The organism is Ferrovibrio sp. GW821-FHT12F09, from assembly GCF_058806775.1.
In genome coordinates this window covers 2,431,120-2,453,406 of the sequence record NZ_JBXAPZ010000001.1, presented here as the reverse complement: position 1 = coordinate 2,453,406, position 22,287 = coordinate 2,431,120, and the positions used below count along the sequence as shown (strand labels likewise).

Sequence of the window (22,287 nt, the reverse complement as noted above, 5' to 3'; positions counted from 1 at the left end):
CATGGACACGCAGACCCTGCTGCGCCGCTTTGCCGAAGCCGTACAGAACCGCGATGGCAAGGGCTTTGCTGCGCTGTTCACCGAAGATGCGGTCTACCACGATGTTTTCTATGGCGCCTTCCACGGCCGGCAGAAAATCGCCGAGCTGGTGGATGACTGGTTCTATCGCACAGCCGAAGACTTCCGCTGGCATCTGCATGACCCGGTTGGCAATGGCACCACGCTCTATGCCCGTTACACCTTCTCCTACAGGTCGCTGCTGCCCGAAGCCGGCGGCCGGCGCGTGATGTTCGAGGGCGTGGCGATTTTCACCCTGCGCGATGGCCTGATCGCCGATTACCGCGAGGTGGCCAATGCCGGTCCGGCCCTGGTCGATCTCGGCTTCGCGCCCGAACGGGTGGCCAAGATCCTCACCCGTGCCGGCGCCGAGCTGAAAAGCCGCGAAGAAGCCCGTCCGCATCTGGCGTAACAGGCTAGCCCGAATCGGCTGCGATCCGCTATGCAGATGGCATGTGCGGACGCTTCAGCCAGACCAAGACGCTCGACGACCTCGCGGCTTTTTTCGAGCTGTATGAGCTGTTCCAGCGCCCCAATCTGGCGCCGCGCTGGAATATCGCACCGACGCAGACGACCGCCGTGGTGCGGAACGCTGCCGGCAAACGCGATCTGGCTATGCTGCGCTGGGGCTTCGCCGGCCCGAACAATGCGCCGCTGATCAATGCCCGCAGCGAGACGGCCGCCGAGAAGCCCAGCTTTGCCGAAGCCTTCGTCCAGCGCCGCTGCCTGGTGCCGGCCGACAGCTTCTATGAATGGCAGGTGATCGAGGGCCAGAAGACAAAACAGCCCTGGCGCATCGGCCTCAAGGGCGGCAGCGTTTTCGCCTTCGCCGCCCTGTGGCAGCCCGAAGCCGCCTTTGGCAATGCCGAATGCTTCACCATCCTCACCACCGCAGCGAATGACTATCTAGTGCCGCTGCATGAACGGATGCCGGTGATCCTGCCGGTGGAGCAGTTCGGTCTCTGGCTCGATCCCGCCACGCCGCGCGGCATCCTGCAGCGCCTGATGCGCAGCTATCCCGCCGAAGCCATGGCGCGCTATCGCGTCACCCCGGTGGTCAACGGCGTGAAGGCCGACGGGCCGGAATGTTTCGCGCCGCTCAACGCGGCGCTGAAAGCCGTCGCCTAGCCAAAGCGCTGGCCGCCATCCACGGTGACGGTTTCGCCGGTGATCCAGCTGGCCGCATCCGAGCACAGGAACAGCGCCAGATTGGCCACCTCTTCCGCCGTGCCCATGCGCCCGAAGGGAATCCCGGCGAGGATGCCGTTGTAGAGTTTGGGATTGCCGGTCTTCGCCTGGTCCCACACGCCGCCGGGAAATTCGATCGAACCCGGCGCCACGCAGTTGACACGGATTTTGCTTTTCGCCAGCGCCGTCGCCTGGGTCATGGTGATCTGGATCAGCGCGGCCTTGACCGCGCCATAGGCCGGCGTGCGCACGCTGGGCATCAGGCCGGAGACCGAGGAAATATGCAGGATGCAGCCGCCGCCGGCCTTTTCCAGATGCGGGATCGCCGTCTGACTGGCGCGCACCGTGCCCATCAGATCGACATTCACCGAGGCGGCCCAGCCGGCTTCATCGTCGGTGCGGCCAAAGCCTGACGCGTTATTGACCAGAATATCGATGCCGCCGAGCGCCACGGCCGCCGCCTCGACATAACCACGCACCGCCGGACCGTCGCCCAGATCGCAGGCAGCCGCATGCACCTTGCCGCCGGCCTGTTTCAGCGCCGTTTCCGCTTCACGCAGACCACTCTCGCCCCGCGCGCAGATCGACACAGCGGCACCTTCTTTTGCAAAGCCCAGTGCAATGGCCCGGCCGATGCCGCGGCTGCCGCCAGCCACTACCACCCGTTTGCCCCTGATCCCGAGGTCCATGACATTTTCTCCCGTCTGATTGGCTTCAGCTTTGCCCAGGCAAAAGCGTCATGCAACGTCCCCAAGCCTCTGGTATGCTTCTTGCTGCCAATAACGGACAGATCGAGGTCCGGATGCCGCAATACACCGCCAGCCTGAATGGGACCCGCCATATCTTCGCCGACCTGAAGGCGCTGCTGGCCTGCGCTTCGCCGCGACGCTCGGGCGACGAACTGGCCGGCATCGCCGCCGTCAGCGACGAACAGCGCGTGGCGGCAAAGATGGCGCTGGCCGATCTGCCGTTGCGCGTCTTCCTCGACGAGGCGTTGATCTCCTACGAGCAGGATGAAGTGACGCGACTGATCGTGGACAGCCACGATGCTGCAGCCTTTGCGCCGGTCGCCTCGATGACAGTGGGCGAGTTCCGCGACTGGCTGCTGGGATATCAGGCCGATGGCGCGGCGCTGGCCCGGCTCGCCCCCGGCCTGACACCGGAAATGGTGGCCGCCGTTTCCAAGCTGATGCGCAACCAGGACCTGATCGCGGTCGCGGCGAAATGCCGGGTGATTACCGGCTTCCGCACCACGCTGGGCCTGCCCGGCCGCCTGGGCAGCCGGCTGCAGCCCAACCATCCGACCGACGATGCCGAAGGCATTGCCGCCGCGCTGCTGGATGGCCTGCTCTTCGGCATCGGCGATGCGGTGATCGGCATCAATCCCGCCACCGACAGCGTGCCCGATGGCATCCGCCTGCTGGAGATGCTGGACACCATCCGCCAGCGTTTCGAGATTCCGACACAAAGCTGCGTGCTGGCCCATGTCACGACGACATTGCAGATGATGCAGCGCGGCGCCCCGGTCGATCTGGTCTTTCAATCCATCGCTGGCACAGAGGCTGCGAACAAGGGTTTCGGTGTCGATCTCGCCATCCTGAAGGAAGCACAGGATGCAGCACTCGGCCTGAAGCGCGGCACGGTGGGCAGCAACGTGATGTATTTCGAGACCGGCCAGGGCAGCGCACTGTCGGCCGACGCGCATCACGGCGTCGACCAGCAGACGCTGGAAGTCCGCGCCTATGCGGTCGCCCGCACTTTCAGGCCATTGCTGGTCAACACCGTGGTCGGTTTTATCGGTCCGGAATACCTGTTCGATGCCAAGCAGATCATCCGCGCCGGACTGGAAGATCATTGCTGCGGCAAGCTGCTCGGCCTGCCGATGGGCGTCGATGTCTGCTACACCAACCATGCCGAAGCCGACCAGGACGACATGGACAGCCTGATGACCTTGCTGGGCACCGCCGGCGTGAACTTCCTGATCGCCGTGCCCGGCGCCGACGACGTGATGCTGAATTACCAGAGCCTGTCTTTCCACGATGTGCTGGGCCTGCGTCATCTGCTGAAGCTGCGGCCGGCACCGGAATTCGAAGCCTGGCTCGGCCGCATGGGCATGCTGAGCGATGACGGCCGCCTGCCGCCGCCAGCACCCGACAGCGCCGCCCTGCGACGCCTGACCGGCATGACGACATGAACGATGTGACCCGGGATATCTGGGCGCGCTGGCGCAGCACCACGCAGGCCCGCATCGGCTTGGGCCGCAGCGGCGACGCGATGCCCACGGCGCCGCTGCTGGAATTCCAAGCCGCCCACAGCCGTGCCCGCGATGCCGTGCACGGCACCGCCGAGTTCGTCGCGATCGCCGCGCAGCTCGCGCCCCATCCAACCCTCCACCTGCACAGCCGGGCGGCCGACCGCGCCACCTATCTGCGCCGCCCGGATCTCGGCCGTCGCCTTGATCCCGCCTGTCTCGATACGCTCGCGGCCGCAGCCGGCGACTGGGATGTGGCTTTTGTGCTGGCTGATGGCTTATCGGCGCGTGCCGTGACGGCACAGGCCGTGCCGCTGCTGCAGCGCTGCTTTGCCAGGATGGCTGGCTGGCGGATTGCACCCGTCGCCCTGGTGAACCAGGGCCGCGTTGCCATCGGCGACGAGATCGGCGCGGTGCTGAAGGCCGATGTGGTGGCGGTGCTGATCGGGGAGCGGCCGGGCCTGTCGGTCGCCGACAGTCTCGGCGTTTATCTCACCTGGGCGCCGCGGCTCGGCCGCGTCGATTCCGAGCGCAACTGCATCTCGAATATCCATGGCAACGGCCTGCAGTCCGAACCGGCGGCCGAGCTGCTGGTCTGGCTGCTGACCGAAGCGCGGCAGCGAAAGCTGAGCGGCATCGCCCTCAAGGTCGATCCCGCCGCGGTCCTGCCACCTACATGATGATGTCGCCGCCGTTGACGCGGACATGCTGGCCCTTGAGGTCACGCACCGACTTGCAGCCGCAGGCATGGGCGATGGCTTCCACGTCATGCTGCACCGCCTTGGCGTAATTGGCGACGCGCACCGCCTTGCGGGCAGGATCCAGCCCGCGCATGAAGCGCGGATCGTTCGAGGTCACACCGGTGGGGCAATGGCCGGTATTGCACTTCATCGCCTGGATGCAGCCGAGCGAGAACATGAAGCCGCGTGCCGACACCACATAGTCGGCACCCATGCAGATCGCCCAGGCCACCTTGTCCGGCGTCAGCAGCTTGCCTGAAGCGACCAGGCGGATGCGCTGCCGCAGGTTATACTCGCGCAATCTCTGAGCGACGAGAGGCAGGGATTGGACGATCGACTGGCCGACATAATCGGCCAGCGGCGCCGGGGCTGCGCCGGTGCCGCCCTCGGCGCCATCAATCTGGATGAAGTCCGGCGCATCTTCAGGGCGCGACTGCAGATAGCCGAAGAAATCGTCGATGAAGTCGAAGCTGCCGACGGCCATCTTGATGCCGACCGGCTTGTCAGTGACCTTGCGCACGCGGTTGATCAGCGCGACCAGCGTCGGGATATCGGTGATGTCGCGATGGCGGCTGGGCGAGATCGAGGACTTGCCGGCCTCGATGCCACGGATACCGGCGATCTCCGTCGTCACCTTGGAGCCCGGCAGGATGCCGCCGCGGCCCGGCTTGGCGCCCTGGCTCAGCTTGATGCAGAACATCTTCACCTGTTCGAGATCGGCGATCTTGCGCAGCTTGGCTTCATCGAGATTTCCGTCCTGGTCGCGCACGCCGTATTTCGCCGTGCCGATCTGGAACGAGATATCGCAGCCACCCTGCAGGTGATAGGGCGAAAGGCCGCCCTCGCCCGTATCCATCCAGATGCCGGCCATCGCCGCGCCTTCCGACAGTGCCGTGACCGCTGCGGACGAAAGCGCGCCGTAGGACATGCCCGAGATATTGAAAAAGCTCTTCGGCTTGTACGGGTTGCCGACAATACCCTTGCCGATCCACTTGCCGGTGAAGTCCTCGACCTCGTCGTCGTTGATCGGGAAAGCCGAGTGCAGGAAGTAGATATGCCCGGGCTGCTGCGCATCGACCTCGGAGCCGAAGGCGACATAGTTCGACACGCCCTTGGCCGAGCGATAGACCCAGGCGCGGGTCAGGCGATTGAACGGGCGTTCCTCCCAGTCGGCGGTGAACCAGTACTGGCGGAAATACTCGCCCATGTTCTCCATGACATAGCGAAAACGGCCATAGATCGGGAAATTGCGACGGATCGCATGGTCACGCTGGATCCAGCGGTCGTAGATGTAATACCAGGACATGGTTCCGAAGCCGAGCAGCGCCAGCGCGGCCAGGATATACAACGCCACCACCATGATCGTCTCCCCACCCTTCGACCGCCGTCACTGCGGACGGTCGGACGAGCTTAGCACAATCAGTAATAGCGCCCCTGGATTAACATTCGATAACAGGATGTTGACAGATCATCGTGCTGCACTGCACAGCATCAGGAGCACCTGTTCAGGAGCGGGGGCCGAGCATGCTGCGCGGATCGGCCAGCCGGTCGTACTCGGCCTCGCTTAAATATCCCAGCGCCACCGCGGCCTGCTTCGGACTGATCCCTTCCGCGAAGGCCTTGTTGACGATCTGCGCCACCTTGTCATAGCCCAGATGCGGATTGAGCGCGGTGGCCAGCATGATCGAATGCTCGACATTGCGCTTCAGCGTCGCCTCATTGGGCTCGATGCCTGCGACCAGGCCGGTGCCGAAGACCTGCGCCGCATCCGCCAGCAATTGGATCGACGTCAGGATATTGAACACGATCACCGGCTTGGCGACGTTGAGCTCGAAATGACCGGCGGCAGCAGCATGGGTGACAGTGACATTGTTGCCCATCACCTGGTAGCAGACCTGCAGCAATGCCTCGGCCAGGGTGGGATTGCGCTTGCCCGGCATGATCGACGAGGTCAACCCGTCATGCGGCAGCACCAGTTCAGCCAGGCCGGCCCGCGGCCCGGCGCCCAGAAAGCGAATGTCATTGGCGATCTTGGCCAGCGACACAGCGACGGTGTTCAGCATGCCACTGGTCTCGACCAAGGCGTCATGGGCGCCCATGCCCTCGAACTTGTTCGGATTGGTGACGAAGGGCAGTCCGGTCAGGTCCGAAAGCTCGAAGGCAAAGGCCGTATCGAAGCCCACCTTGGCATTCAGTCCGGTGCCCACCGCCGTGCCGCCCTGGGCCAGCGGATAGAGGCGCGCCAGCGCTTCGCCGGCGCGCACGATCCCCAGCTCAACCTGGCGCGCCATGGCGCCGAATTCCTGGCCCAGCGTCATCGGCGTCGCATCCTGCAGATGCGTGCGCGCAATCTTGATCACATCGGCCCAGGCCACAGCCTTGGCGGCGAGTTCCTTATGCAGGCTCTGCAGCGCCGGAATCAGGCGGGCCTTCAATTCCAGCACGGTGACGATATGCATCACGGTGGGGAAGCTGTCATTCGACGACTGGCCGCGATTGACATGATCGTTGGGATGCACCGGCTTCTTGGTGCCAAGCGGCTGGCCCAGCAATTCGTTGGCGCGGTTGGCGATCACCTCGTTGGCATTCATGTTGGTCGCCGTGCCCGAACCGATCTGCCAGACCGGCAGCGGGAAGTGATCGTCGAATTTCCCGTCCGCGACTTCACGGGCCGCCTGCTGCAGCGCATCGACGATCTCGTTCGGCAATTCGTCGAGTTTGGCATTGGCGCGCGCGGCGGCCAGCTTCTGCAGGCCGATCGCCCGCGTCAGCGCCGGCGGCAGTTTCTCGCGGCCGATCTGGAACAGCGTCAGCGCCCGCTGGGTCTGCGCCCCCCAGTAGCGGTCGGCCGGCACCTCGACGGTTCCGAAAGCATCGCGTTCCTGACGGGTAGACATGGCAGGGTCCTTTCTCCTGGCCCAGAAGGATAAGGCATCGGCGTAACGGTTATAAGTATGCCTATGTATTATCCAGCCGAGCTGTGCAAATTGCACAATATTGCAGCAAACCCTTTGTTCCATCGGCCAACTGGCGGCGACCGCAAGCGGGGCCAGTCTGAAATCCGAATACAATCTTGGCCTTCACAGCGAGTCGACGCCCGGTGGCTATACCGATGGACGAGATGTCGCAGGGCCACCGAACAGGCCGCATATCCGGCATGTATCGTGCATTGTGGGACCCGTCTCGCCATACAAACAGAGTTATAAAAACAATGACTGCACAGGCTCACCATCTGCAGGTCCATCAGCTTATCGACGGCATCGAACGCGACGTCCAGGAGTTCGGTACCAAGAACGAAGAGATCGCCTTCCAAACCACCCTGCTGTCGCTCAATGCCTCGATCGAGGCGGCGCGCGCCGGCGAAGTGGGCCGCAGCTTCGCCGTCGTCGCGCAGGAAGTCAAAGCGCTGGCCAACCAGGCCTCCGACAACTCGAAACGCTTCCGCGAAGTGGTGCTGAAGCGCGTCGCCGATTCAAAACGCGCGGCGGAAGAAATCGTCGACCAGATCGTGAAGGACCTGGAAGGGCCGCGCCTGACCGACATGGCGCAGACCATGGTGCAGCTGATCGTGCGCAACCTGTATGAACGCACCTGCGACTGCCGCTGGTGGGCCACCGACGACGCCATGTGGCAGGCGCTGGCCGAACCCTCGGATGAACTCTTCGCCCGCGCCAGCGAACGCCTGGGCATGATCAACCGCTTCTACACCGTCTATCTCAACCTGGTGCTGGCCAACGAGAAAGGCCAGATCGTCGCCTCCTCCAACCCCAAGCAGTTTCCGCGCGCCGCCAAAGCCACAGTGGCGCAGACGCGCTGGTTCCGCGAAGCCATCCAATCCTCCAGCGGCGACGACTACGTGGTCGACGATATCAGCCAGAGCGGCAGCCACGACAACAAGGCCGTCGCCATCTATGCCGCCGCCGTGCGCAGCGGTGGCCAGATCCATGGCGCGCCGCTCGGCGTGCTGGGCGTCATCTTCGACTGGGACAAGCAGGGCAAGAGCATCGTCAAGGACGAGCCGAGCCTGACCCCGGAAGAATGGCAGCGTACCCGCGTGCTGCTGCTGGATGCCAAGAACCGCATCATCGCCTCGTCCGACAACCAGAATGTCTACCAGACCTTCGCGCTGGAGACCGGCGACAAGCAGCGCGGCTACTACTACCAGCCCGACGGCACGCTGATCGCCTTCGCCAAAACCATCGGCTACGAAACCTATGACGGCCTGGGCTGGTACGGCGTCATCAGCCAGAAGCCGCGCTGACCTTCGTCCTTTTTCGTCACCCCGGGCTTGACCCGGGGTCCCATTTATTACGCCCCCAGAAATGGGATCCCGGCTCGCGCGACGCAACGGCGTCGCTTGGCCGGGATGGCAAGTTCGTTGTCACGCATTCGGCTGTCGCCACAGCCAGGTCAGCTCGTGCTTGTTGTGATGCAGATGCAGGACGTGGCTGCCCGGAATGGCCGCAAAGGCCCGTGCGGTCTCGTGATCGGTCTCGCCCTGGAATTTCAGCGTGCAGACCGCATTGCGCACATGGCCTGACGCCAGCCAGCGTTCGGCCAGTTTCAGCAGCCGGGCCGGATAGCAGATCACATCGGAACAGAGCCAGTCGACGCGGTCGAAGCGCGCCGGCTCCAGCGCAAAGGCGCTGCCCTGTTGCCACGAGACCGTGGGCATCTTCGCAACAGTCGGCGCCAGCGGCGCCTTGTCGATGGCGGTAACATTTGCGCCGAGCGATCCCAGCACCCAGGTCCAGCCGCCCGGCGACGACCCGAGATCGAGACAGATATCGCCCGCTTTCGGCAACCCGCCGCCGAAGAAGGCGGCATGCCGCGTCAGCCCTTCCCAGAGTTTCAGGTAGGCACGGCTGGGCGGGCCTTCACGGTCCTCGTTGAAATCGAACACGCCATTGGGCCGCGAACTCGAACATTGTGCCGCGAACAGCATGCGGTCGGGCGCCAGCAGGGTGAAGCTGCCCAAGGGTGCTGCGTGCAGCGGCTGGCCGAAGTTGAGCGGTTTGGCCGAGACATGCGGCAGCTTCTCGACAATCAGCTTGGCGCGGCCGTGATGCAGCGGCGCATAGGCCGCCCAGTTGCGCTGGATGCTCTTGAGTTGCGACGCCGCATCGCCGATGGAGGCAATGCCGACATCCTGCACGTCGTGCCAGATATTGGCGGCCCATGCAGCGTGAAGATTGGCGGCATGGCCTTCGCCTTCGGTCAGGAACAGCCGCTCATATTCAGCCGTGATCCGGCCGCCCAGCTCCTCGCGGAGCTGCGCCTCGAACCCTTCGGCGGCCATATATCCGGTGACGGTCATGACGATGGTGAGTGCCGGATCGGCGGCCCGAGATCAAGCGCCGTCCCTAGGTCGATCAGTGGCTTGGACAGCTCGGCCCGCAGAATCGCCCGCAATTCCTCCTCCATCGACCGGCAGTTCAGGGCCGCCCGCAGCCGCAGTCTCACCTTCAGGTCGTTATCCAGGTTCCGGATCGTCACGCTGGCCATGGCCGTCGCCTCCTGTGCAATCACTGCAATCACTGTCATCACTGCTGCAAAACCGGGGTGTTTCAGCTTCGTTTGGGTTCGTTTCGGTTCGTTGGAGCTTCGTTTGGCTTCGCTGCGGTTCATTCGGCGTTCAGTCGGGTTCATTCCGGTTCGTTGGCGTTCGCGGCCATTGCCGGATCGATTAATACTGGAAATCCGCCAAATACACCCAATGAGAACATATAGTGAATATAGCAGCGTTTTCAAGCCCGGGAACGATGTTGCCAGCCTGTGGAAAATCGCTATAGTCCGCGCCCTTACATAGCTCCTTGCTGAACCCGGGTCGGGTTCGGCTAAAGGCCTGATCCGCCGGCACATGGTGTGCCGTCGCCGGGCCGCTAACCCAGAAGGAGAGCTGCCGATGGCGTTCTACGAGAACGTTTTCATCGCGCGTCAGGACCTTTCGACCACCCAGGTCGAGGCCATGGCCGCGCAATTCACCGACATCATCAAGGCCCAGGGCGGCGAGGTCTCCAAGACCGAGCAGTGGGGCGTTCGCAACCTCTCCTATCGCATCAAGAAGAACAAGAAGGGCCACTATGTCCTTCTGAACATCTCTGCGTCGGGTGCGGCGGTTGCCGAACTGGAGCGCAACATGCGCATCCACGAAGACATCCTGCGTTATCTGACTGTGCGCGTCGAAAAGCTGGAAGAAGGCCCGTCGGCCGTCCTGCAGAACAAGGATCGCGGCGAGCGTGGCGACCGTCCGGAGCGTGGCTTCGGCGATCGTGGCTTCGGCGGCGGTGGTCGTGGCTTCGGTGGCGACCGCGAGCGCGGTGGTGACCGCGGCGAACGTCGTCCGCGTTTCGAGCGTGAAGAATCGGCTCCGGCCGCTGCTCCTGGGGAGAATGCCTAATGTCGAGCACTGGTACCTCTTCTGAGCGCGGCGGCAAGCCCGCCGCCGGTGGCCGTGGCGGCCCCGCCCGTCGTCCTTTCTTCCGTCGTCGCAAGACCTGCCCGTTCTCGGGCGCGAACGCACCGAAGATCGACTACAAGGACGTGAAGCTGCTGTCGCGCTTCATTTCCGAGCGCGGCAAGATCGTGCCGTCGCGCATCACCGCAGTGTCTGCCAAGAAGCAGCGCGAACTGGCCCAGGCCATCAAGCGCGCCCGCAACCTGGCTCTGCTGCCGTTCGTCATCAAGTAAGGACCCAGCTGGTTTTCGCATAGAAAACCGGAACGACCTGCAACCATGACCATGACACGCAGCCTGATCATCGGCAGCCTCGCCGGCGTAGCGAGCGCAGTGCTTGTTCTGACCGCCACCAGCGGTCCGTTCGGCTTCCTGCTCTCCTATCTGGTGCCGCTGCCGCTGTTCTTCGCCGGTCTGACCCATGGCCTTCCGGCCATCGGGATCGCCGGCGCGTTTGGCGCACTGATCAGTGCGATGAACGGGCTGCAGGCCGGCGCTTCCTATCTCGTCATCTTCGCGGTTCCGGCCGCGCTGCTGACACGACAGGCTCTGCTGGCCCGGCCGGCGGCGGAAGCCGCTGCCGGTGCCGAGGTCAACGACGGGCTGGAATGGTATCCGGCCGGCGGCCTGGTTGTCTGGCTGACCCTGTGGGTGCTGGGGCTGTTTGCCCTCGCGCTGCTGCTGACCGCGGGCCGCGAAGGCGGCCTGCCGGCCATGCTGCAGCCGAAGGTCGAGCAGGTCCTGCGCCTGATCACGACCGAAATGCCGCAGCGCGATGGCAAGGCCATCGACTATGTGGCTGCCGCCGGGAGCCTGGCTCGCGCCCTGCCCTCGGCTCTCGGTCTGGGCTGGCTCACCATGATGGCCGTCAATGGCACCATGGCCCAGGGCCTGGCGATGCTGGTCCGGCAGAACCGCCGGCCCACGCCGCATTACAGCGCCCTGACGCTGCCGCGTTATCTGGCAGCTGCCTTCGGTGTTGCCGTCATCGCCGGGTTCGTTCTGCCCGACGACATCGCTTACGTCGGCGCCACGGCGGCGACGGTTCTCGCCTTCCCCTTCTTCCTGCAGGGGCTGGCGGTGGTGCACGGGCTGGCGGCCAAGGTCGCCCTGCCGGGTCTCGTTCTGGCCGTCTTCTATGCGGCATTGGTTTTGGTTAGCGCGCTGGTCGGTGTACTGGTCGTTATCCTGGGTTTCATCGAACAATGGGCGGGTTTCCGCCGGCGTTTCGCCGGGGCCGGAGCCAGCCAGGAGAAGAACTAATGGAAGTCATTCTGCTCGAACGCGTCGAAAAGCTCGGCCAGATGGGCGAAGTGGTGAAGGTGAAGGACGGCTACGCCCGTAACTTCCTGCTGCCTCGCAAGAAGGCCATGCGTGCCACCAGCGCCAACAAGGCGGTCTTCGAAAACCAGCGCGCCCAGCTGGAAGCGCAGAACCTGGCCAAGAAGGGCGAGGCCGAGAAGGTCGCCGTCAAGATGGCCGGTCTCAGCGTTGCCCTGCTGCGCCAGGCTGGCGACAGCGGCCAGCTGTTCGGCTCGGTCAGCGCCCGCGACATCGCGGAAGCTGTCACCGCCGCCGGTTTCACGCTGAACCGCAACCAGGTCAACCTGATCGCTCCGATCAAGACCGTGGGCGTCACCGGCGTCACCGTGGTCCTGCATCCGGAAGTCACAGTCGAAGTGAAGGTGAACGTTGCCCGCTCCGAGGCTGAAGCCGAGAAGCAGGTCAGCGTCGAGGCCCTGCTCGACGAAGGCGTCTCGATCGAGGACGAAGAGGCCGAGGGCGAAGCCGAGGCGGAAGCCCAGAACGCCTGATCCTCCGGACTGCAATCGGTCTGAAACGAATCGGCCCGGCAAAAATGCCGGGCCGTTTTGTTTTCGCACGAAAGAACGATGCCTGTGGATTACTTGGTTTTGCGCCAAGAATTGTGTGTGGAAATATCGACTTAGGAAGATCGGTTACCCACAGCTAAAATGCGGTGGATAATAAGCTGTCAATCGTATTTCGAAGTAGAACTGCGCAGGCCATTCGCCGTTAATGCGCCCCTCGCCAGCATGGCGACGCAGAACCGTCACAGTCCCTACCGCGGGAAATATCCCAGGATGGACAGAATGCGGTCGATGAACTGAACGGCAGAACTCAGGCGTGGGAAGAAGTCCGTAATGGCAGTTGTTACCCCCTTCACCGTCCCGATGCCCGGCAGCGACCAGGCCGGCACCGAACCGGCCTTCCGCACCCAGCCACATAACCTGGATGCCGAGCAGGAGCTGCTGGGCGCCATCCTGGTGAATAACGAAGCGGCCATGAAGGTGTCGGGCTTCCTGGCGCCGGACCATTTCTTCCACGAAGCCCATCGCCGGATCTATGAATCGACCCTGACGCTGATCGAGCGCGGCGAGATCGCCAATCCGGTGACGCTGAAAGCCTATTTCGAGCGCGACGACGTGCTGGCCAAAGCCGGCGGCACGGCCTATCTGGCCCGCCTCGCCGCCGCCGCCACCACCGTCATCAATGCCGAGGATTACGCCAAGGTGATCCATGACCTGGCGCTGCGCCGCCAGCTGATCACCATCGGCGAGGATATGGTCAACCGCGCCTATGACCCCAAGGTCGATGAGGCGGCGACGCACCAGATCGAGGAAACCGAACAGCGCCTGTTCAAGCTGGCCGATGAAGGCAGCTCGGAAGGCGGCTTCGTCTCGTTCAAGGAATCCATCGGGGAATCGATCAAGTCGATCGACGCCGCCTGGAAGAAGGGCGGCCTGTCGGGCGTCACCACCGGCCTGCGCGATATGGACAAGATGCTCGGCGGCATGCATCCGTCGGATCTGGTCATCCTGGCCGGCCGTCCGTCGATGGGCAAAACCTCGCTGGCCACCAACATGGCCTTCAATGCGGCTCGCGCCGGCATCCCGGTGGCCTTCTTCAGCCTCGAAATGGCGTCCGAACAGCTCGCCACCCGTATCCTGGCGGAAGAAACCGAAATCCCGTCGGAAAAGCTGCGCCGCGGCGATATCACCGACGACGAGTTCACCCGCAAGATCGTGCCGGCCTCCAAGGAGTTGGCGCAGCTGCCCTTCTATATCGACGATACCGGCGCGATCTCGATCTCGCTGTTGCGGAGCCGCGCCCGTCGCCTGAAGCGCACCAACAATATCGGCATGATCATCGTCGACTACCTGCAACTGGTGCGCGGCAGCAATTCGCGCCGCAACGATAACCGCGTGCAGGAAATCTCCGAAGTGACCCAGGCGCTGAAGGCGCTGGCCAAGGACCTGAACGTGCCGGTCATCGCCCTCTCCCAGCTGAGCCGCGCCGTGGAAAGCCGCGACGACAAGCGGCCGCAGCTGTCGGATCTGCGTGAATCAGGCGCCATCGAGCAGGACGCCGACGTGGTGATGTTCGTGTACCGCGAGGAATACTACGAGATGCGCAAGCAGCCCAACGAGGGCACGCCCGAGCATGTCGAATGGCAGGAGAAGATGGGCCGCATCGCCAACCTGGCGGAAGTGATCATCGGCAAGCAGCGTCACGGCCCGATCGGCCGCGTGGTGCTGCATTTCGAGAGCGCCTTCACCAAATTCAGCGACCATATCCAGAGCGACCATCTGCCCGAGGCTTATTGATCCTTGGCCGGAACCCGGTTTCGCTGCACGCGCATATCCACGTATACGCTCTAACCGGAAAATAACTTTCTCATAAACTCGCCCGCAGCGAGTATCCCTCCGTCTATTCAGGCCGCCGACGCGGCCCAGGCTGACGTCACAGTGACGACCGGCCGCCATCCGGAGGGAAATCATGCAGCTTGTCAGCAATTTAAAGATCGGCACACGGATCATTGCCATCCTGATCCTGTTCGCCTGCGGCCTGGTCGGCGTCACGCTGATCGGCCTGAACGGCCTGCGCACCTATGACGACAGTGTCAACGAGATGCAGAGCATGGCCGATCGCGCCCTCTATGCCCTGAAGGCCAGCCGCGCCATGAGCGACACGGCAGCGGAATCACGCGGCCTCTACACCGCCACTACGCCGGCCGAAGTCACCACGCAGGTGGAACGCCTGAACCGCGCCACCAAGGAATTCGAAGACACCATCGCGCCCTATGAAGCGTCGCAGCCGGCCGACCGGCGCGCCGCCTTCCAGGCTCGCAAGCAGCAGATGGTGGAATTCATCAAATACCGCCGTGAAGTCGCCCGCATCGGGCAGACCAGTGGCGCGGCCGCCGCCCGCGAGTTCGGCAACCAGCCGCAATATGTCACCCTGCGCGAGACCCTGGATAAAGACCTCGATGCGGCAATCGACCGCAATGACCAGGGAATCCGGGATATCTCTGCCAAGTTGGATGCCTTCATTGTCACCGAAACCCAGCTGCTGATCGGCCTGTCCGCCGCCATTATCATCGGCTCGCTGCTGCTCGGCTTCGGCCTGTCGTCCCTGACGATCACCCGGCCGATCAATCGCCTTGCCGCCGGCATGCGCACGCTGGCCGATGGCAACACCAAGACCGAAGTGTTCGGCGCCGGTCGCGGCGACGAGATCGGTGTGATGGCCAAGACCGTGCAGGTGTTCAAGGACAACATGATCGCCCGCGAAAAGGCCGAAGCCGATATCGCCGAACAGCGCCGCATCGCCGAGGAGCAGCGCGCCGCCCGCGAGACCCGCGAGCGCAAGGCCATCGAGGAAATCTCCGGCCTCTGCGACAAGGTGGTAGACGGCAACCTGGATACCCGCCTGAACGAAACCGACAAGGAGGGCTTCCTGCTCACCATCAGCCAGCGCCTGAACGGCCTGACCGGCATGCTGCAGCAGATGAGCAATGAAATGGCCAAGGTGACCGGCAGCATGGCCCAGGGCAACCTGACCCATGACGTGACCGGCAGCTATCGCGGCGTCTTCGGCATGCTGAAGGACAGCGTCAACACCATGGCGGCCAAGCTGCGCGAGATCGCCGGCGAACTGAACCAGAGTGCAGCGGCCGTGAAGGAAGCCTCGGCCGAGATTTCGACCGGCAGCCAGGACCTGGCCAGCCGCACGGAATCACAGGCCGCCTCGATCGAGGAGACCGCCGCCTCGATGCATGAGATCACCGCCACGGTGAAGCAGAATGCCGACAATGCGGCGGCGGCCAACCAGCTCGCCACTGTGGCGCGCGATGCCGCCGACAAGGGCGGCGCCGTGATGGAGAATGTCGTCACGGCGATGGGGCAGATCGAGGGCAGCGCCCAGAAGATCAGCGACATCGTCTCGCTGATCGACGAGATCGCCTTCCAGACCAACCTGCTGGCCTTGAACGCCAGTGTCGAAGCCGCACGCGCCGGTGAAGCCGGCAAGGGTTTTGCCGTGGTGGCGCAGGAGGTCCGTTCGCTGGCCCAGCGTGCCGCCAATGCCTCGAAGGACATCAAGGGGCTGATCAATGCTTCGAACAGCCAGGTCCGCGAAGGCGGCAAGCTGGTCGGCCAGGCCGGTGAAAGCCTAACCGAGATCGTCGGCGCCGTGAAGAAGGTCAGCGATATCGTCGCCGAGATCGCATCCGCGTCGCGCGAACAGGCCACCGGCCTGGAACAGGTCAACACTGCCGTCGGCAGCATGGACGAGATGACCCAGCGCAACGGTGCTCTGGTGGAAGAAACCTCGGCCGCCGCCCAGTCGCTGTCCCTGCAGGCCAGCCAGCTCGCCCAGCTGGTCAGCTTCTTCCGCACCGAGGGCCGCACCGGTATGCTGCCGAAAGCCGCCTGACCGAAAGGACCGTGACAATGGATCGCCTCGATGCCCTGCTCGTCAATATCGGTGACCAGACCTATGCCTTGCCGCTGCTGCAGATCCAGGAAATCCGCGGCTGGTCGCCGGTCTCGCCGCTGCCCGATACCGATATTTCCTGCCTGGGCGTTATCAATCTGCGTGGCAATGTGCTGCCGGTCTTCGATGCGCGCATGATACTGGGCAAGACGGCCACGCCGCCGCGCCCGCAGGATGTGATCGTGGTCGCGGTGCTGAATGCGAAACCGCTCGGCCTGCTGGTCGACAGTGTGTCCGACATCGTCGAGATCGATGCCGCGAATATCAGCCATGCCGAATCCGGCGAGGCCTGGTCGTCGGGCCTGCTGGATGGCATCGCCACCGTGGGCGAAAAGCTGGTGCCGCTGCTGGCGATCCACAAGCTGGCCGGTTCGCGCCTGCCAACCCAGCTGCCAGCCCAGTTGCCGGCGGTGGACGAAGCCGCTTAACCGCGAAAAAACCAGACGCGCAGGATTTCCTGCGACGGCCCGTGTTGTTGGGGGACGGTGGCGAAAAGGCTGCCGTCCCCTTTCGCAACCCAGGAGTCCGTCATGTCGATCCGCAATGCCCTCCTCGCCGCCAGTGTGATTGCCGCCGGGTTCAGCGGCGGCCTCGCCTTCGCCCAGCCGGCCCAGCAGCCCGGTGCATCGCCGGCCGCGCCGCATACGCAACGCGTCGAACGCCCCGCGCCCGGCCGCTTCATCGAAGGCCGCATCGCCTTCCTCAAGGCCGAACTGAAGCCGACCGCGGCGCAGCAGCCGCTGTTCGACAAGCTGGCCGATGAACTGCGTGTCAGCGCCAAGGCGATGGAAGCGCGCCACGAGGCCCGCAAGCAGCAGGCCAGCATCCGCCCGACCTCGGCCCTGGAAAAGCTGGAGCAGCGCCAGGGTGCGATGAAGGACGCCATCGCCGCGCAGGATCGCTACCTGGCTGCCTTCCGCCCGCTGTACCAGTCGCTGTCGGATGAGCAGAAGAAGACGGCCGACCAGCTGTTCGCCGGCCCCATGGCCGGCCCGATGCCGGGCAAGCCGGGCCCGCGCCATCACTGACAAGAGCCTGTGACTGCGGTCACCGGAACGGGGCCCTCACGGGCCCCGTTTCGCGTCACAGGCCGGCCTGCAGGTCCGTCTATGCTCCCGTAAGAAGGAGAAAGCCCATGACCCAGCGCCTCGACTACCGTCAGCACAGTCCCGAAGCCATCAAGGGACTGTTCGCAGTCCAGCCCCATCTGACCACCGCCCTGCCCCGCCCCTTGCTGGATATCGTCTGGATCCGCGTGTCGCAGATCAACGGCTGCGCCTATTGCGTCGACCAGCATACCAAGGACGCGTTCAGGCACGGCGCCACCGACCGCAAGCTGCATCATATTGCCATCTGGTGGGAGTCGCCGCTGTTCGACGACCAGGAACGCGCCGCCCTGGCCTATGCCGAGGCCGTCACCCGGCTGGAACACCAGCGTGTCGCCGATGATGTCTATGAGGCCGTGAACGCCGTGTTCGATGAGCGCACGGTGGTCGACCTGACCATCGCCATTGCATCGATGAATGCCTGGAACCGGCTGGCCATTGCCTTCCGCAAGGGCGCGCCGGCCTGAGGCCTGCCGACGGGATACTGTCGTTTCGAGCGCGGTCTATGCTACATCTGTGGCATGGACGTCGCGACGGCAACCTCCCCCTTCTCTCCGTTCCTGCTCGGTGTACTGGCCAGTGTGGTAGCCGGTTTCGGCGCCACCGCTGTCGGCGCCCTGCCGGTCTTCGTGCTGCGCACGATCAAGGACACCACCCAGAACCTGATGCTGGCCTTTGCCGCCGGCGTGATGCTGGCTGCGACCTTCTTTTCCCTGCTGCTGCCGGCACTCGAGCAGGCCGAGCAAAGCCTGGCGCGCAGCCCGGCGGCGCTGAGCGTCATCGGCGCGCTGCTGGTTGGCGCCATGACCATGCATCTGGCCCACCGTTTCGCACCGCATGAGCATTTCGGCGAAAAGGGCCGCGAAGGCGCCGACAATTCGCGGCTTGCCCGGGTCTGGCTGTTTGTCATCGCCATCGCCCTGCATAACTTCCCCGAAGGCCTGGCAGTCGGCGTCGGTGCCGCCAGCGGCGACCTGACCAGCGGCATGGGCGTCACGCTGGGTATCGGCCTGCAGAATCTGCCCGAAGGGCTCGCCGTCGCCGTGGCCCTGCGCGGCGAAGGCTATACGCGCCAGCGCGCCTTTCTGATCGCCGCCCTGACCGGCCTGCTGGAACCCCTGGGCGGCATCGTGGGTGCAGGCGCCGTGACGCTCTCGGCCGGGCTGCTGCCCTGGGCGCTTGCCTTTGCCGCCGGCGCCATGCTGTTCATCATTTCATCCGAAGTGATCCCGGAAACCCATCGCCATGGGGCCGAGCGCGGCGCCACGACAGCCCTGTTCGGCGGCTTTGTCGTGATGCTGTATCTGGATGTCGCCCTGGGCTAGGCCCGCGCCGTCCCTGACCCGTCTTACAAGCCCCGTTCCCCGTTCGCTCCGGACGCGATAGAATATATATCGTTGGAATACTAACGATAATGGTGGCTGTCCTGACGCAGCGCCAAACGGGAGGCAGAATGGCGACCCAGTCCCTTAACAACCTGAGCATCGGCGGCCGGATCAATCTCGGCTTCGGCATTGTCATCCTGCTGCTTCTGGTGGTGGCCGGCGCCGGCATCCTGGGGTCCAACAATGCCCGCTCCCTGTTCAATGAATATGACGTCACTTCCGATGCCACGCGCGCCGTGCTGCGTGCCGAGCGCGACATTATCGACCTGAGTCGCAATGTGCTGCTCTACATGGACCGCGACAGCACCGCCGGCCTGGATAACGCACGCGGCCTGGTGAAATCCATCCCGGCGACGCTGAAAGAGGCCGACGTCGATGCCGACCCGAATGAAAAACGGGTGATGGGCGAGATCAACGATCTGACCCAGAAATACGGGGCGGCGCTCGAAGCGGCCGTTGCCGCCCGCGCCGAATACAACGGCATTTTCCAGAAAGATGTTGTTCCTGCCAGCACGCTGATCCGCCAGATCCTGCCACAGACCATGGGCCAGGCCGTCGATGTGAAGGATTTCGAGACGGCCTATCTGTCGGCCCGCGTACAGGAAGTGCTCAACGCCATCGGTGCCGCCGCCTACCAGTATCTCTACCGCCCACGTCCCGAGCTGCTGACCCGCACGCAACAGCTGACCGCCGAACTCAGCACCGTCAGCGCCGCCCTGGCGGAGCGCCTGATCAGCAAGGGGCAGATGACGGCCGGCGAGGAACTGAAGGAAGCAACCGCCACCTATGCCACCGGACTGGTCAAGGTGATGAGCATCATCGGCCGCATCAGCACCGAAATCCTTGGCGCCATGCAGCAGAATGCAGTCGGTTCGCTGGAGCGCGTGGAAAAGCTGGCCGACAGCCGCAGCGCCGAACTGGACCGCGACGAAACCGCCATGCATGCCAGCCTGGGCCGGACATTGCTGGTCATCGCAATCCTGGCGCCCATCGCCCTGGTGGTGGCATTGATCTTTGCCGTGCTGATCGGTCGCTCGATCCGCAACCCCATCGTCGGCCTGACCGATACGATGGCCGTCCTGGCCAAGGGCGACTACAGCGCCGCCGTGAACGGGCTGGGTCGCGGCGACGAGATCGGCCGCATGGCCGAAGCCGTACAGGTGTTCAAGCAGAATGGCGAGGAGAACGAGCGCCTGCGTGGCCAGGTGGAAGTCGAGCGCCAGCAGCGCGAACGCGACCGCGCCGAACAGGAAGCCGAACTCGACCGTTCCGTGGGCATGGTGGTGGAGGCTGCCGTCAATGGCGATCTCAGCCGCCGCATCGACACCGCCAGTCTGCAGGGCGTCATGCACAAGCTGGGCAGCGGCATCAACAACCTGGTGTCCAGCGTCAACACCGCCATCAACGAAGTCGGCGGCGTGCTGGCCTCGATGGCGGGTGGCGACCTGACCAAGCGGGTCAGCGGCCAGTATTACGGCGTGTTCGGCGAGCTGAAGGACAACACCAACAGCACCAACGAAAAACTGGCCACGACTGTGCGCGGCATCGCCGAAGCCGCAACAGCGGTGAATGAAGCAAGTTCAGAAATCTCCACCGGCAGCCAGGACCTGGCCAGCCGCACGGAATCGCAGGCCGCCAGCATTGAAGAGACGGCCGCCTCGATGCACGAGATCACGGCCACCGTGAAGCAGAATGCCGACAATGCCGAAGCGGCCAACCAACTGGCCGTCTCGGCCCGCGATGCCGCCGACAAGGGCGGCAAGGTGATGCATGATGTCGTCGGCGCCATGACCGGCATCGAAGGCAGCGCCCAGAAGATTGTCGAGATCGTCGGCCTGATCGACGAGATCGCCTTCCAGACCAACCTGCTGGCGCTCAACGCCTCGGTGGAAGCGGCCCGCGCCGGCGAGGCCGGCAAGGGCTTTGCCGTGGTGGCGCAGGAGGTGCGCACATTGGCCCAGCGTTCGGCCGATGCCAGCAAGCAGATCAAGGGCCTGATCTCGGAGTCCAACACCCAGGTAAAGACCGGCGCCGCCCTGGTCAACCAGGCCGGCACGGCGCTGGGCGATATCGTCGCCTCGGTGAAAAAGGTGTCGGACATCGTGGCCGAGATCGCTGCCGCGTCGCGCGAACAGGCGACCGGCCTCGACCAGATCAATACGGCGGTCGCCAGCATGGACGAGATGACCCAGCGCAATGGCGCCCTGGTGGAAGAAACCAGCGCCTCGGCCCAGGCGCTGTCGGGCCAGTCGCGCGAACTGGCCGCGCTGGTCGGCTTCTTCCGGGCGACGTGACCAGGCCTGCGGATCAGGCGGCGGGGTTGCCCCGCCGCCATTCCGCCAGCAGGATGCCACCGAGTACCAGTACCAGCGCGACCACGTGGTAAAGCGACAGCACCTCGCCCAGGAACAGCATGGCGAAGCTGGCGCCGAACAGCGGCATCAGGTTGGTGAACAGGCCAGCGCGGCCTGAGCCGATCAGTTCGACGGCGCGGATGTAGAAGACCTGCGACAGCAGCGACGGGAAGAGCGCCACATAGAGCAGCGCCACCCAGCCTTTCCAGCTCGGCCAGAAGAATTCGCCGGCCGCGATCTCCACACCAAGCAGAACGATCGAAGACAGCATGGCGGCCGGCGCCAGGGCCGCGAAGAAGACCATGCCGGGCACCAGGGGCCGGTTGCGCAGGAAGACCGTGTAGCCGGCATAAAGGGCCGTGGCGATCAGGATCAGGATATCGCCACGATTGACGGAGAGATGCAGCAGGACGGCCAGGTCGCCTTTCGCCGCCGTCACCAGGACGCCGATGATCGATACGGCGAGACCGATCCATTGCAGCAGGCGCACCGGCTGTCCGAAGACCAGCAGCGCGCCCAGGAAGATCAGCGCCGGCATGGCCGCATTGATGATGCTGATGTTGATGGCGGTCGTGTAATGCGCCGACCAGTAGAGCAGTATGTTGTAAGCCGTGTAGCCGAGCGTGCCCATGGCGGCCAGATACCAGATGCGCGGCCGCAGCAGCGGCCAGTGCTCGCGCAGGCCCCGGCCGCTCACCGCCAGCATGATGCCGGCGACGATGAACCAGCGCAGGAAGGTGAGCGAGGCCGGCGAGATTTCATCCACGGCCAGACGGCTGACCACGGCATGGCCGCCCCACATGGCCGTGGTCAGGACCAGCAGCAGATAGGGATTGCCATACAGCCAGCCCCAGAAACCCGGACGGGCGGCGGCGGTATCGGACGCGGAAGACGGGGTCGACATACTGGCCTCGGGTACAGACAAATGGCTGGATCACGGTTGTTGTGACAGCC

The 22,287-nt window shown here is 64.3% G+C and carries 22 protein-coding genes; 16 read left to right on the top strand and 6 right to left on the bottom strand.

Annotated elements, in window-relative coordinates; genetic code table 11:
• Window position 1 precedes the first annotated feature (1 nt).
• Together AC1ROB_RS12195 and AC1ROB_RS12190 are read left to right on the top strand one after the other, a co-directional pair.
• Entirely contained in the window at window positions 2–469 is a 468-nt protein-coding gene (locus AC1ROB_RS12195) for a nuclear transport factor 2 family protein (protein WP_492970897.1), read from the top strand.
• Window positions 470–510: 41 nt separating this feature from the next.
• Window positions 511–1,185: an SOS response-associated peptidase gene (locus tag AC1ROB_RS12190; protein WP_492970898.1), complete on the top strand. Its 675-nt coding sequence runs from the start codon at window positions 511–513 to the stop codon at window positions 1,183–1,185.
• Here AC1ROB_RS12190 and AC1ROB_RS12185 read toward each other — a convergent pair.
• Entirely contained in the window at window positions 1,182–1,934 is a 753-nt protein-coding gene (locus AC1ROB_RS12185) for an SDR family NAD(P)-dependent oxidoreductase (protein WP_492970899.1), read from the bottom strand. The two genes, AC1ROB_RS12190 and AC1ROB_RS12185, sit on opposite strands and share 4 nt — an antisense overlap.
• A gap of 113 nt (window positions 1,935–2,047) precedes the next feature.
• Between AC1ROB_RS12185 and AC1ROB_RS12180 the strand changes: the two genes are divergently transcribed.
• Together AC1ROB_RS12180 and eutC are read left to right on the top strand one after the other, a co-directional pair.
• On the top strand, window positions 2,048–3,439 hold the full coding sequence (locus AC1ROB_RS12180; protein WP_492972198.1) for an ethanolamine ammonia-lyase subunit EutB: 1,392 nt from the start codon (window positions 2,048–2,050) through the stop codon (window positions 3,437–3,439).
• Window positions 3,436–4,176 (top strand): ethanolamine ammonia-lyase subunit EutC, encoded by a 741-nt coding sequence (eutC, locus tag AC1ROB_RS12175; RefSeq protein ID WP_492970901.1) that lies wholly within the window; start codon window positions 3,436–3,438, stop codon window positions 4,174–4,176. Before AC1ROB_RS12180 ends, eutC begins: the two co-directional genes overlap by 4 nt.
• Here the strand turns inward: eutC and AC1ROB_RS12170 are convergent.
• Together AC1ROB_RS12170 and AC1ROB_RS12165 are read right to left on the bottom strand one after the other, a co-directional pair.
• Window positions 4,169–5,596 (bottom strand): FMN-binding glutamate synthase family protein, encoded by a 1,428-nt coding sequence (locus AC1ROB_RS12170; RefSeq protein WP_492970902.1) that lies wholly within the window; start codon window positions 5,594–5,596, stop codon window positions 4,169–4,171. The genes eutC and AC1ROB_RS12170 overlap by 8 nt on opposite strands.
• Before the next feature lie 145 nt (window positions 5,597–5,741).
• The gene (locus AC1ROB_RS12165) at window positions 5,742–7,133 is read right to left on the bottom strand and encodes a class II fumarate hydratase (protein ID WP_492970903.1); all 1,392 of its coding nucleotides are present in this window, start codon (window positions 7,131–7,133) and stop codon (window positions 5,742–5,744) included.
• 314 nt (window positions 7,134–7,447) lie between these two features.
• On the opposite strand from AC1ROB_RS12165, the gene AC1ROB_RS12160 reads away from it, so the two are divergent.
• Entirely contained in the window at window positions 7,448–8,497 is a 1,050-nt protein-coding gene (locus tag AC1ROB_RS12160; RefSeq protein WP_492970904.1) for a methyl-accepting chemotaxis protein, read from the top strand.
• A 120-nt stretch (window positions 8,498–8,617) separates the two neighbouring features.
• Here AC1ROB_RS12160 and AC1ROB_RS12155 read toward each other — a convergent pair whose 3' ends face one another.
• A complete protein-coding gene (locus AC1ROB_RS12155) occupies window positions 8,618–9,553 on the bottom strand; it encodes an SAM-dependent methyltransferase (protein WP_492970905.1) in 936 nt (311 codons plus the stop codon).
• Complete coding sequence (locus AC1ROB_RS12150; RefSeq protein ID WP_492970906.1) at window positions 9,550–9,864, bottom strand: FitA-like ribbon-helix-helix domain-containing protein; 315 nt, start codon at window positions 9,862–9,864, stop codon at window positions 9,550–9,552. Before AC1ROB_RS12150 ends, AC1ROB_RS12155 begins: the two co-directional genes overlap by 4 nt.
• Window positions 9,865–10,141: 277 nt before the next feature.
• On the opposite strand from AC1ROB_RS12150, the gene rpsF reads away from it, so the two are divergent.
• The 11 genes from rpsF (at window position 10,142) to AC1ROB_RS12095 (ending at window position 21,273) form a co-directional block, all read left to right on the top strand.
• The gene (gene rpsF, locus AC1ROB_RS12145; protein ID WP_492970907.1) at window positions 10,142–10,636 is read left to right on the top strand and encodes a 30S ribosomal protein S6; all 495 of its coding nucleotides are present in this window, start codon (window positions 10,142–10,144) and stop codon (window positions 10,634–10,636) included.
• Complete coding sequence (gene rpsR, locus AC1ROB_RS12140) at window positions 10,636–10,926, top strand: 30S ribosomal protein S18 (RefSeq protein WP_492970908.1); 291 nt, start codon at window positions 10,636–10,638, stop codon at window positions 10,924–10,926. The genes rpsF and rpsR overlap by 1 nt, the downstream gene beginning before the upstream one ends.
• A gap of 45 nt (window positions 10,927–10,971) precedes the next feature.
• Window positions 10,972–11,955, top strand: coding sequence for a DUF2232 domain-containing protein (locus AC1ROB_RS12135; protein WP_492970909.1), 984 nt, complete (start codon window positions 10,972–10,974; stop codon window positions 11,953–11,955).
• The gene (gene rplI, locus AC1ROB_RS12130) at window positions 11,955–12,506 is read left to right on the top strand and encodes a 50S ribosomal protein L9 (protein ID WP_492970910.1); all 552 of its coding nucleotides are present in this window, start codon (window positions 11,955–11,957) and stop codon (window positions 12,504–12,506) included. The genes AC1ROB_RS12135 and rplI overlap by 1 nt, the downstream gene beginning before the upstream one ends.
• A gap of 348 nt (window positions 12,507–12,854) precedes the next feature.
• Window positions 12,855–14,318, top strand: coding sequence for a replicative DNA helicase (locus AC1ROB_RS12125; RefSeq protein WP_492970911.1), 1,464 nt, complete (start codon window positions 12,855–12,857; stop codon window positions 14,316–14,318).
• 172 nt (window positions 14,319–14,490) lie between these two features.
• A complete protein-coding gene (locus AC1ROB_RS12120; protein WP_492970912.1) occupies window positions 14,491–16,428 on the top strand; it encodes a methyl-accepting chemotaxis protein in 1,938 nt (645 codons plus the stop codon).
• Between the two features lie 17 nt (window positions 16,429–16,445).
• The gene (locus AC1ROB_RS12115) at window positions 16,446–16,916 is read left to right on the top strand and encodes a chemotaxis protein CheW (protein ID WP_492970913.1); all 471 of its coding nucleotides are present in this window, start codon (window positions 16,446–16,448) and stop codon (window positions 16,914–16,916) included.
• A 102-nt stretch (window positions 16,917–17,018) separates the two neighbouring features.
• Window positions 17,019–17,516: a Spy/CpxP family protein refolding chaperone gene (locus tag AC1ROB_RS12110; protein ID WP_492970914.1), complete on the top strand. Its 498-nt coding sequence runs from the start codon at window positions 17,019–17,021 to the stop codon at window positions 17,514–17,516.
• 107 nt (window positions 17,517–17,623) lie between these two features.
• Window positions 17,624–18,061, top strand: a complete 438-nt coding sequence (locus AC1ROB_RS12105) for a carboxymuconolactone decarboxylase family protein (protein ID WP_492970915.1) — start codon at window positions 17,624–17,626, stop codon at window positions 18,059–18,061.
• A 54-nt stretch (window positions 18,062–18,115) separates the two neighbouring features.
• Window positions 18,116–18,919, top strand: coding sequence for a ZIP family metal transporter (locus AC1ROB_RS12100; RefSeq protein WP_492970916.1), 804 nt, complete (start codon window positions 18,116–18,118; stop codon window positions 18,917–18,919).
• A 128-nt stretch (window positions 18,920–19,047) separates the two neighbouring features.
• Window positions 19,048–21,273 (top strand): methyl-accepting chemotaxis protein, encoded by a 2,226-nt coding sequence (locus tag AC1ROB_RS12095; protein ID WP_492970917.1) that lies wholly within the window; start codon window positions 19,048–19,050, stop codon window positions 21,271–21,273.
• 13 nt (window positions 21,274–21,286) lie between these two features.
• Here AC1ROB_RS12095 and AC1ROB_RS12090 read toward each other — a convergent pair whose 3' ends face one another.
• Window positions 21,287–22,237: a DMT family transporter gene (locus AC1ROB_RS12090; protein WP_492970918.1), complete on the bottom strand. Its 951-nt coding sequence runs from the start codon at window positions 22,235–22,237 to the stop codon at window positions 21,287–21,289.
• Window positions 22,238–22,287: the final 50 nt, after the last annotated feature.

What these genes read in the sequence shown, in the direction of transcription:
- rplI (WP_492970910.1), top strand. Translation starts at nt 11,955, where the DNA reads ATGGAAGTCATTCTGCTCGAACGCGTCGAAAAGCTCGGCCAGATGGGC.
- AC1ROB_RS12095 (WP_492970917.1), top strand. Translation starts at nt 19,048, where the DNA reads ATGGCGACCCAGTCCCTTAACAACCTGAGCATCGGCGGCCGGATCAAT.
- eutC (WP_492970901.1), top strand. Translation starts at nt 3,436, where the DNA reads ATGAACGATGTGACCCGGGATATCTGGGCGCGCTGGCGCAGCACCACG.
- AC1ROB_RS12195 (WP_492970897.1), top strand. Translation starts at nt 2, where the DNA reads ATGGACACGCAGACCCTGCTGCGCCGCTTTGCCGAAGCCGTACAGAAC.
- AC1ROB_RS12105 (WP_492970915.1), top strand. Translation starts at nt 17,624, where the DNA reads ATGACCCAGCGCCTCGACTACCGTCAGCACAGTCCCGAAGCCATCAAG.
- AC1ROB_RS12185 (WP_492970899.1), bottom strand. Translation starts at nt 1,934, where the DNA reads ATGGACCTCGGGATCAGGGGCAAACGGGTGGTAGTGGCTGGCGGCAGC.
- AC1ROB_RS12110 (WP_492970914.1), top strand. Translation starts at nt 17,019, where the DNA reads ATGTCGATCCGCAATGCCCTCCTCGCCGCCAGTGTGATTGCCGCCGGG.
- rpsR (WP_492970908.1), top strand. Translation starts at nt 10,636, where the DNA reads ATGTCGAGCACTGGTACCTCTTCTGAGCGCGGCGGCAAGCCCGCCGCC.
- AC1ROB_RS12100 (WP_492970916.1), top strand. Translation starts at nt 18,116, where the DNA reads ATGGACGTCGCGACGGCAACCTCCCCCTTCTCTCCGTTCCTGCTCGGT.
- rpsF (WP_492970907.1), top strand. Translation starts at nt 10,142, where the DNA reads ATGGCGTTCTACGAGAACGTTTTCATCGCGCGTCAGGACCTTTCGACC.
- AC1ROB_RS12165 (WP_492970903.1), bottom strand. Translation starts at nt 7,133, where the DNA reads ATGTCTACCCGTCAGGAACGCGATGCTTTCGGAACCGTCGAGGTGCCG.
- AC1ROB_RS12120 (WP_492970912.1), top strand. Translation starts at nt 14,491, where the DNA reads ATGCAGCTTGTCAGCAATTTAAAGATCGGCACACGGATCATTGCCATC.
- AC1ROB_RS12190 (WP_492970898.1), top strand. Translation starts at nt 511, where the DNA reads ATGTGCGGACGCTTCAGCCAGACCAAGACGCTCGACGACCTCGCGGCT.
- AC1ROB_RS12090 (WP_492970918.1), bottom strand. Translation starts at nt 22,237, where the DNA reads ATGTCGACCCCGTCTTCCGCGTCCGATACCGCCGCCGCCCGTCCGGGT.
- AC1ROB_RS12155 (WP_492970905.1), bottom strand. Translation starts at nt 9,553, where the DNA reads ATGACCGTCACCGGATATATGGCCGCCGAAGGGTTCGAGGCGCAGCTC.
- AC1ROB_RS12180 (WP_492972198.1), top strand. Translation starts at nt 2,048, where the DNA reads ATGCCGCAATACACCGCCAGCCTGAATGGGACCCGCCATATCTTCGCC.
- AC1ROB_RS12125 (WP_492970911.1), top strand. Translation starts at nt 12,855, where the DNA reads ATGGCAGTTGTTACCCCCTTCACCGTCCCGATGCCCGGCAGCGACCAG.
- AC1ROB_RS12135 (WP_492970909.1), top strand. Translation starts at nt 10,972, where the DNA reads ATGACCATGACACGCAGCCTGATCATCGGCAGCCTCGCCGGCGTAGCG.
- AC1ROB_RS12150 (WP_492970906.1), bottom strand. Translation starts at nt 9,864, where the DNA reads ATGAACCGCAGCGAAGCCAAACGAAGCTCCAACGAACCGAAACGAACC.
- AC1ROB_RS12115 (WP_492970913.1), top strand. Translation starts at nt 16,446, where the DNA reads ATGGATCGCCTCGATGCCCTGCTCGTCAATATCGGTGACCAGACCTAT.
- AC1ROB_RS12170 (WP_492970902.1), bottom strand. Translation starts at nt 5,596, where the DNA reads ATGGTGGTGGCGTTGTATATCCTGGCCGCGCTGGCGCTGCTCGGCTTC.
- AC1ROB_RS12160 (WP_492970904.1), top strand. Translation starts at nt 7,448, where the DNA reads ATGACTGCACAGGCTCACCATCTGCAGGTCCATCAGCTTATCGACGGC.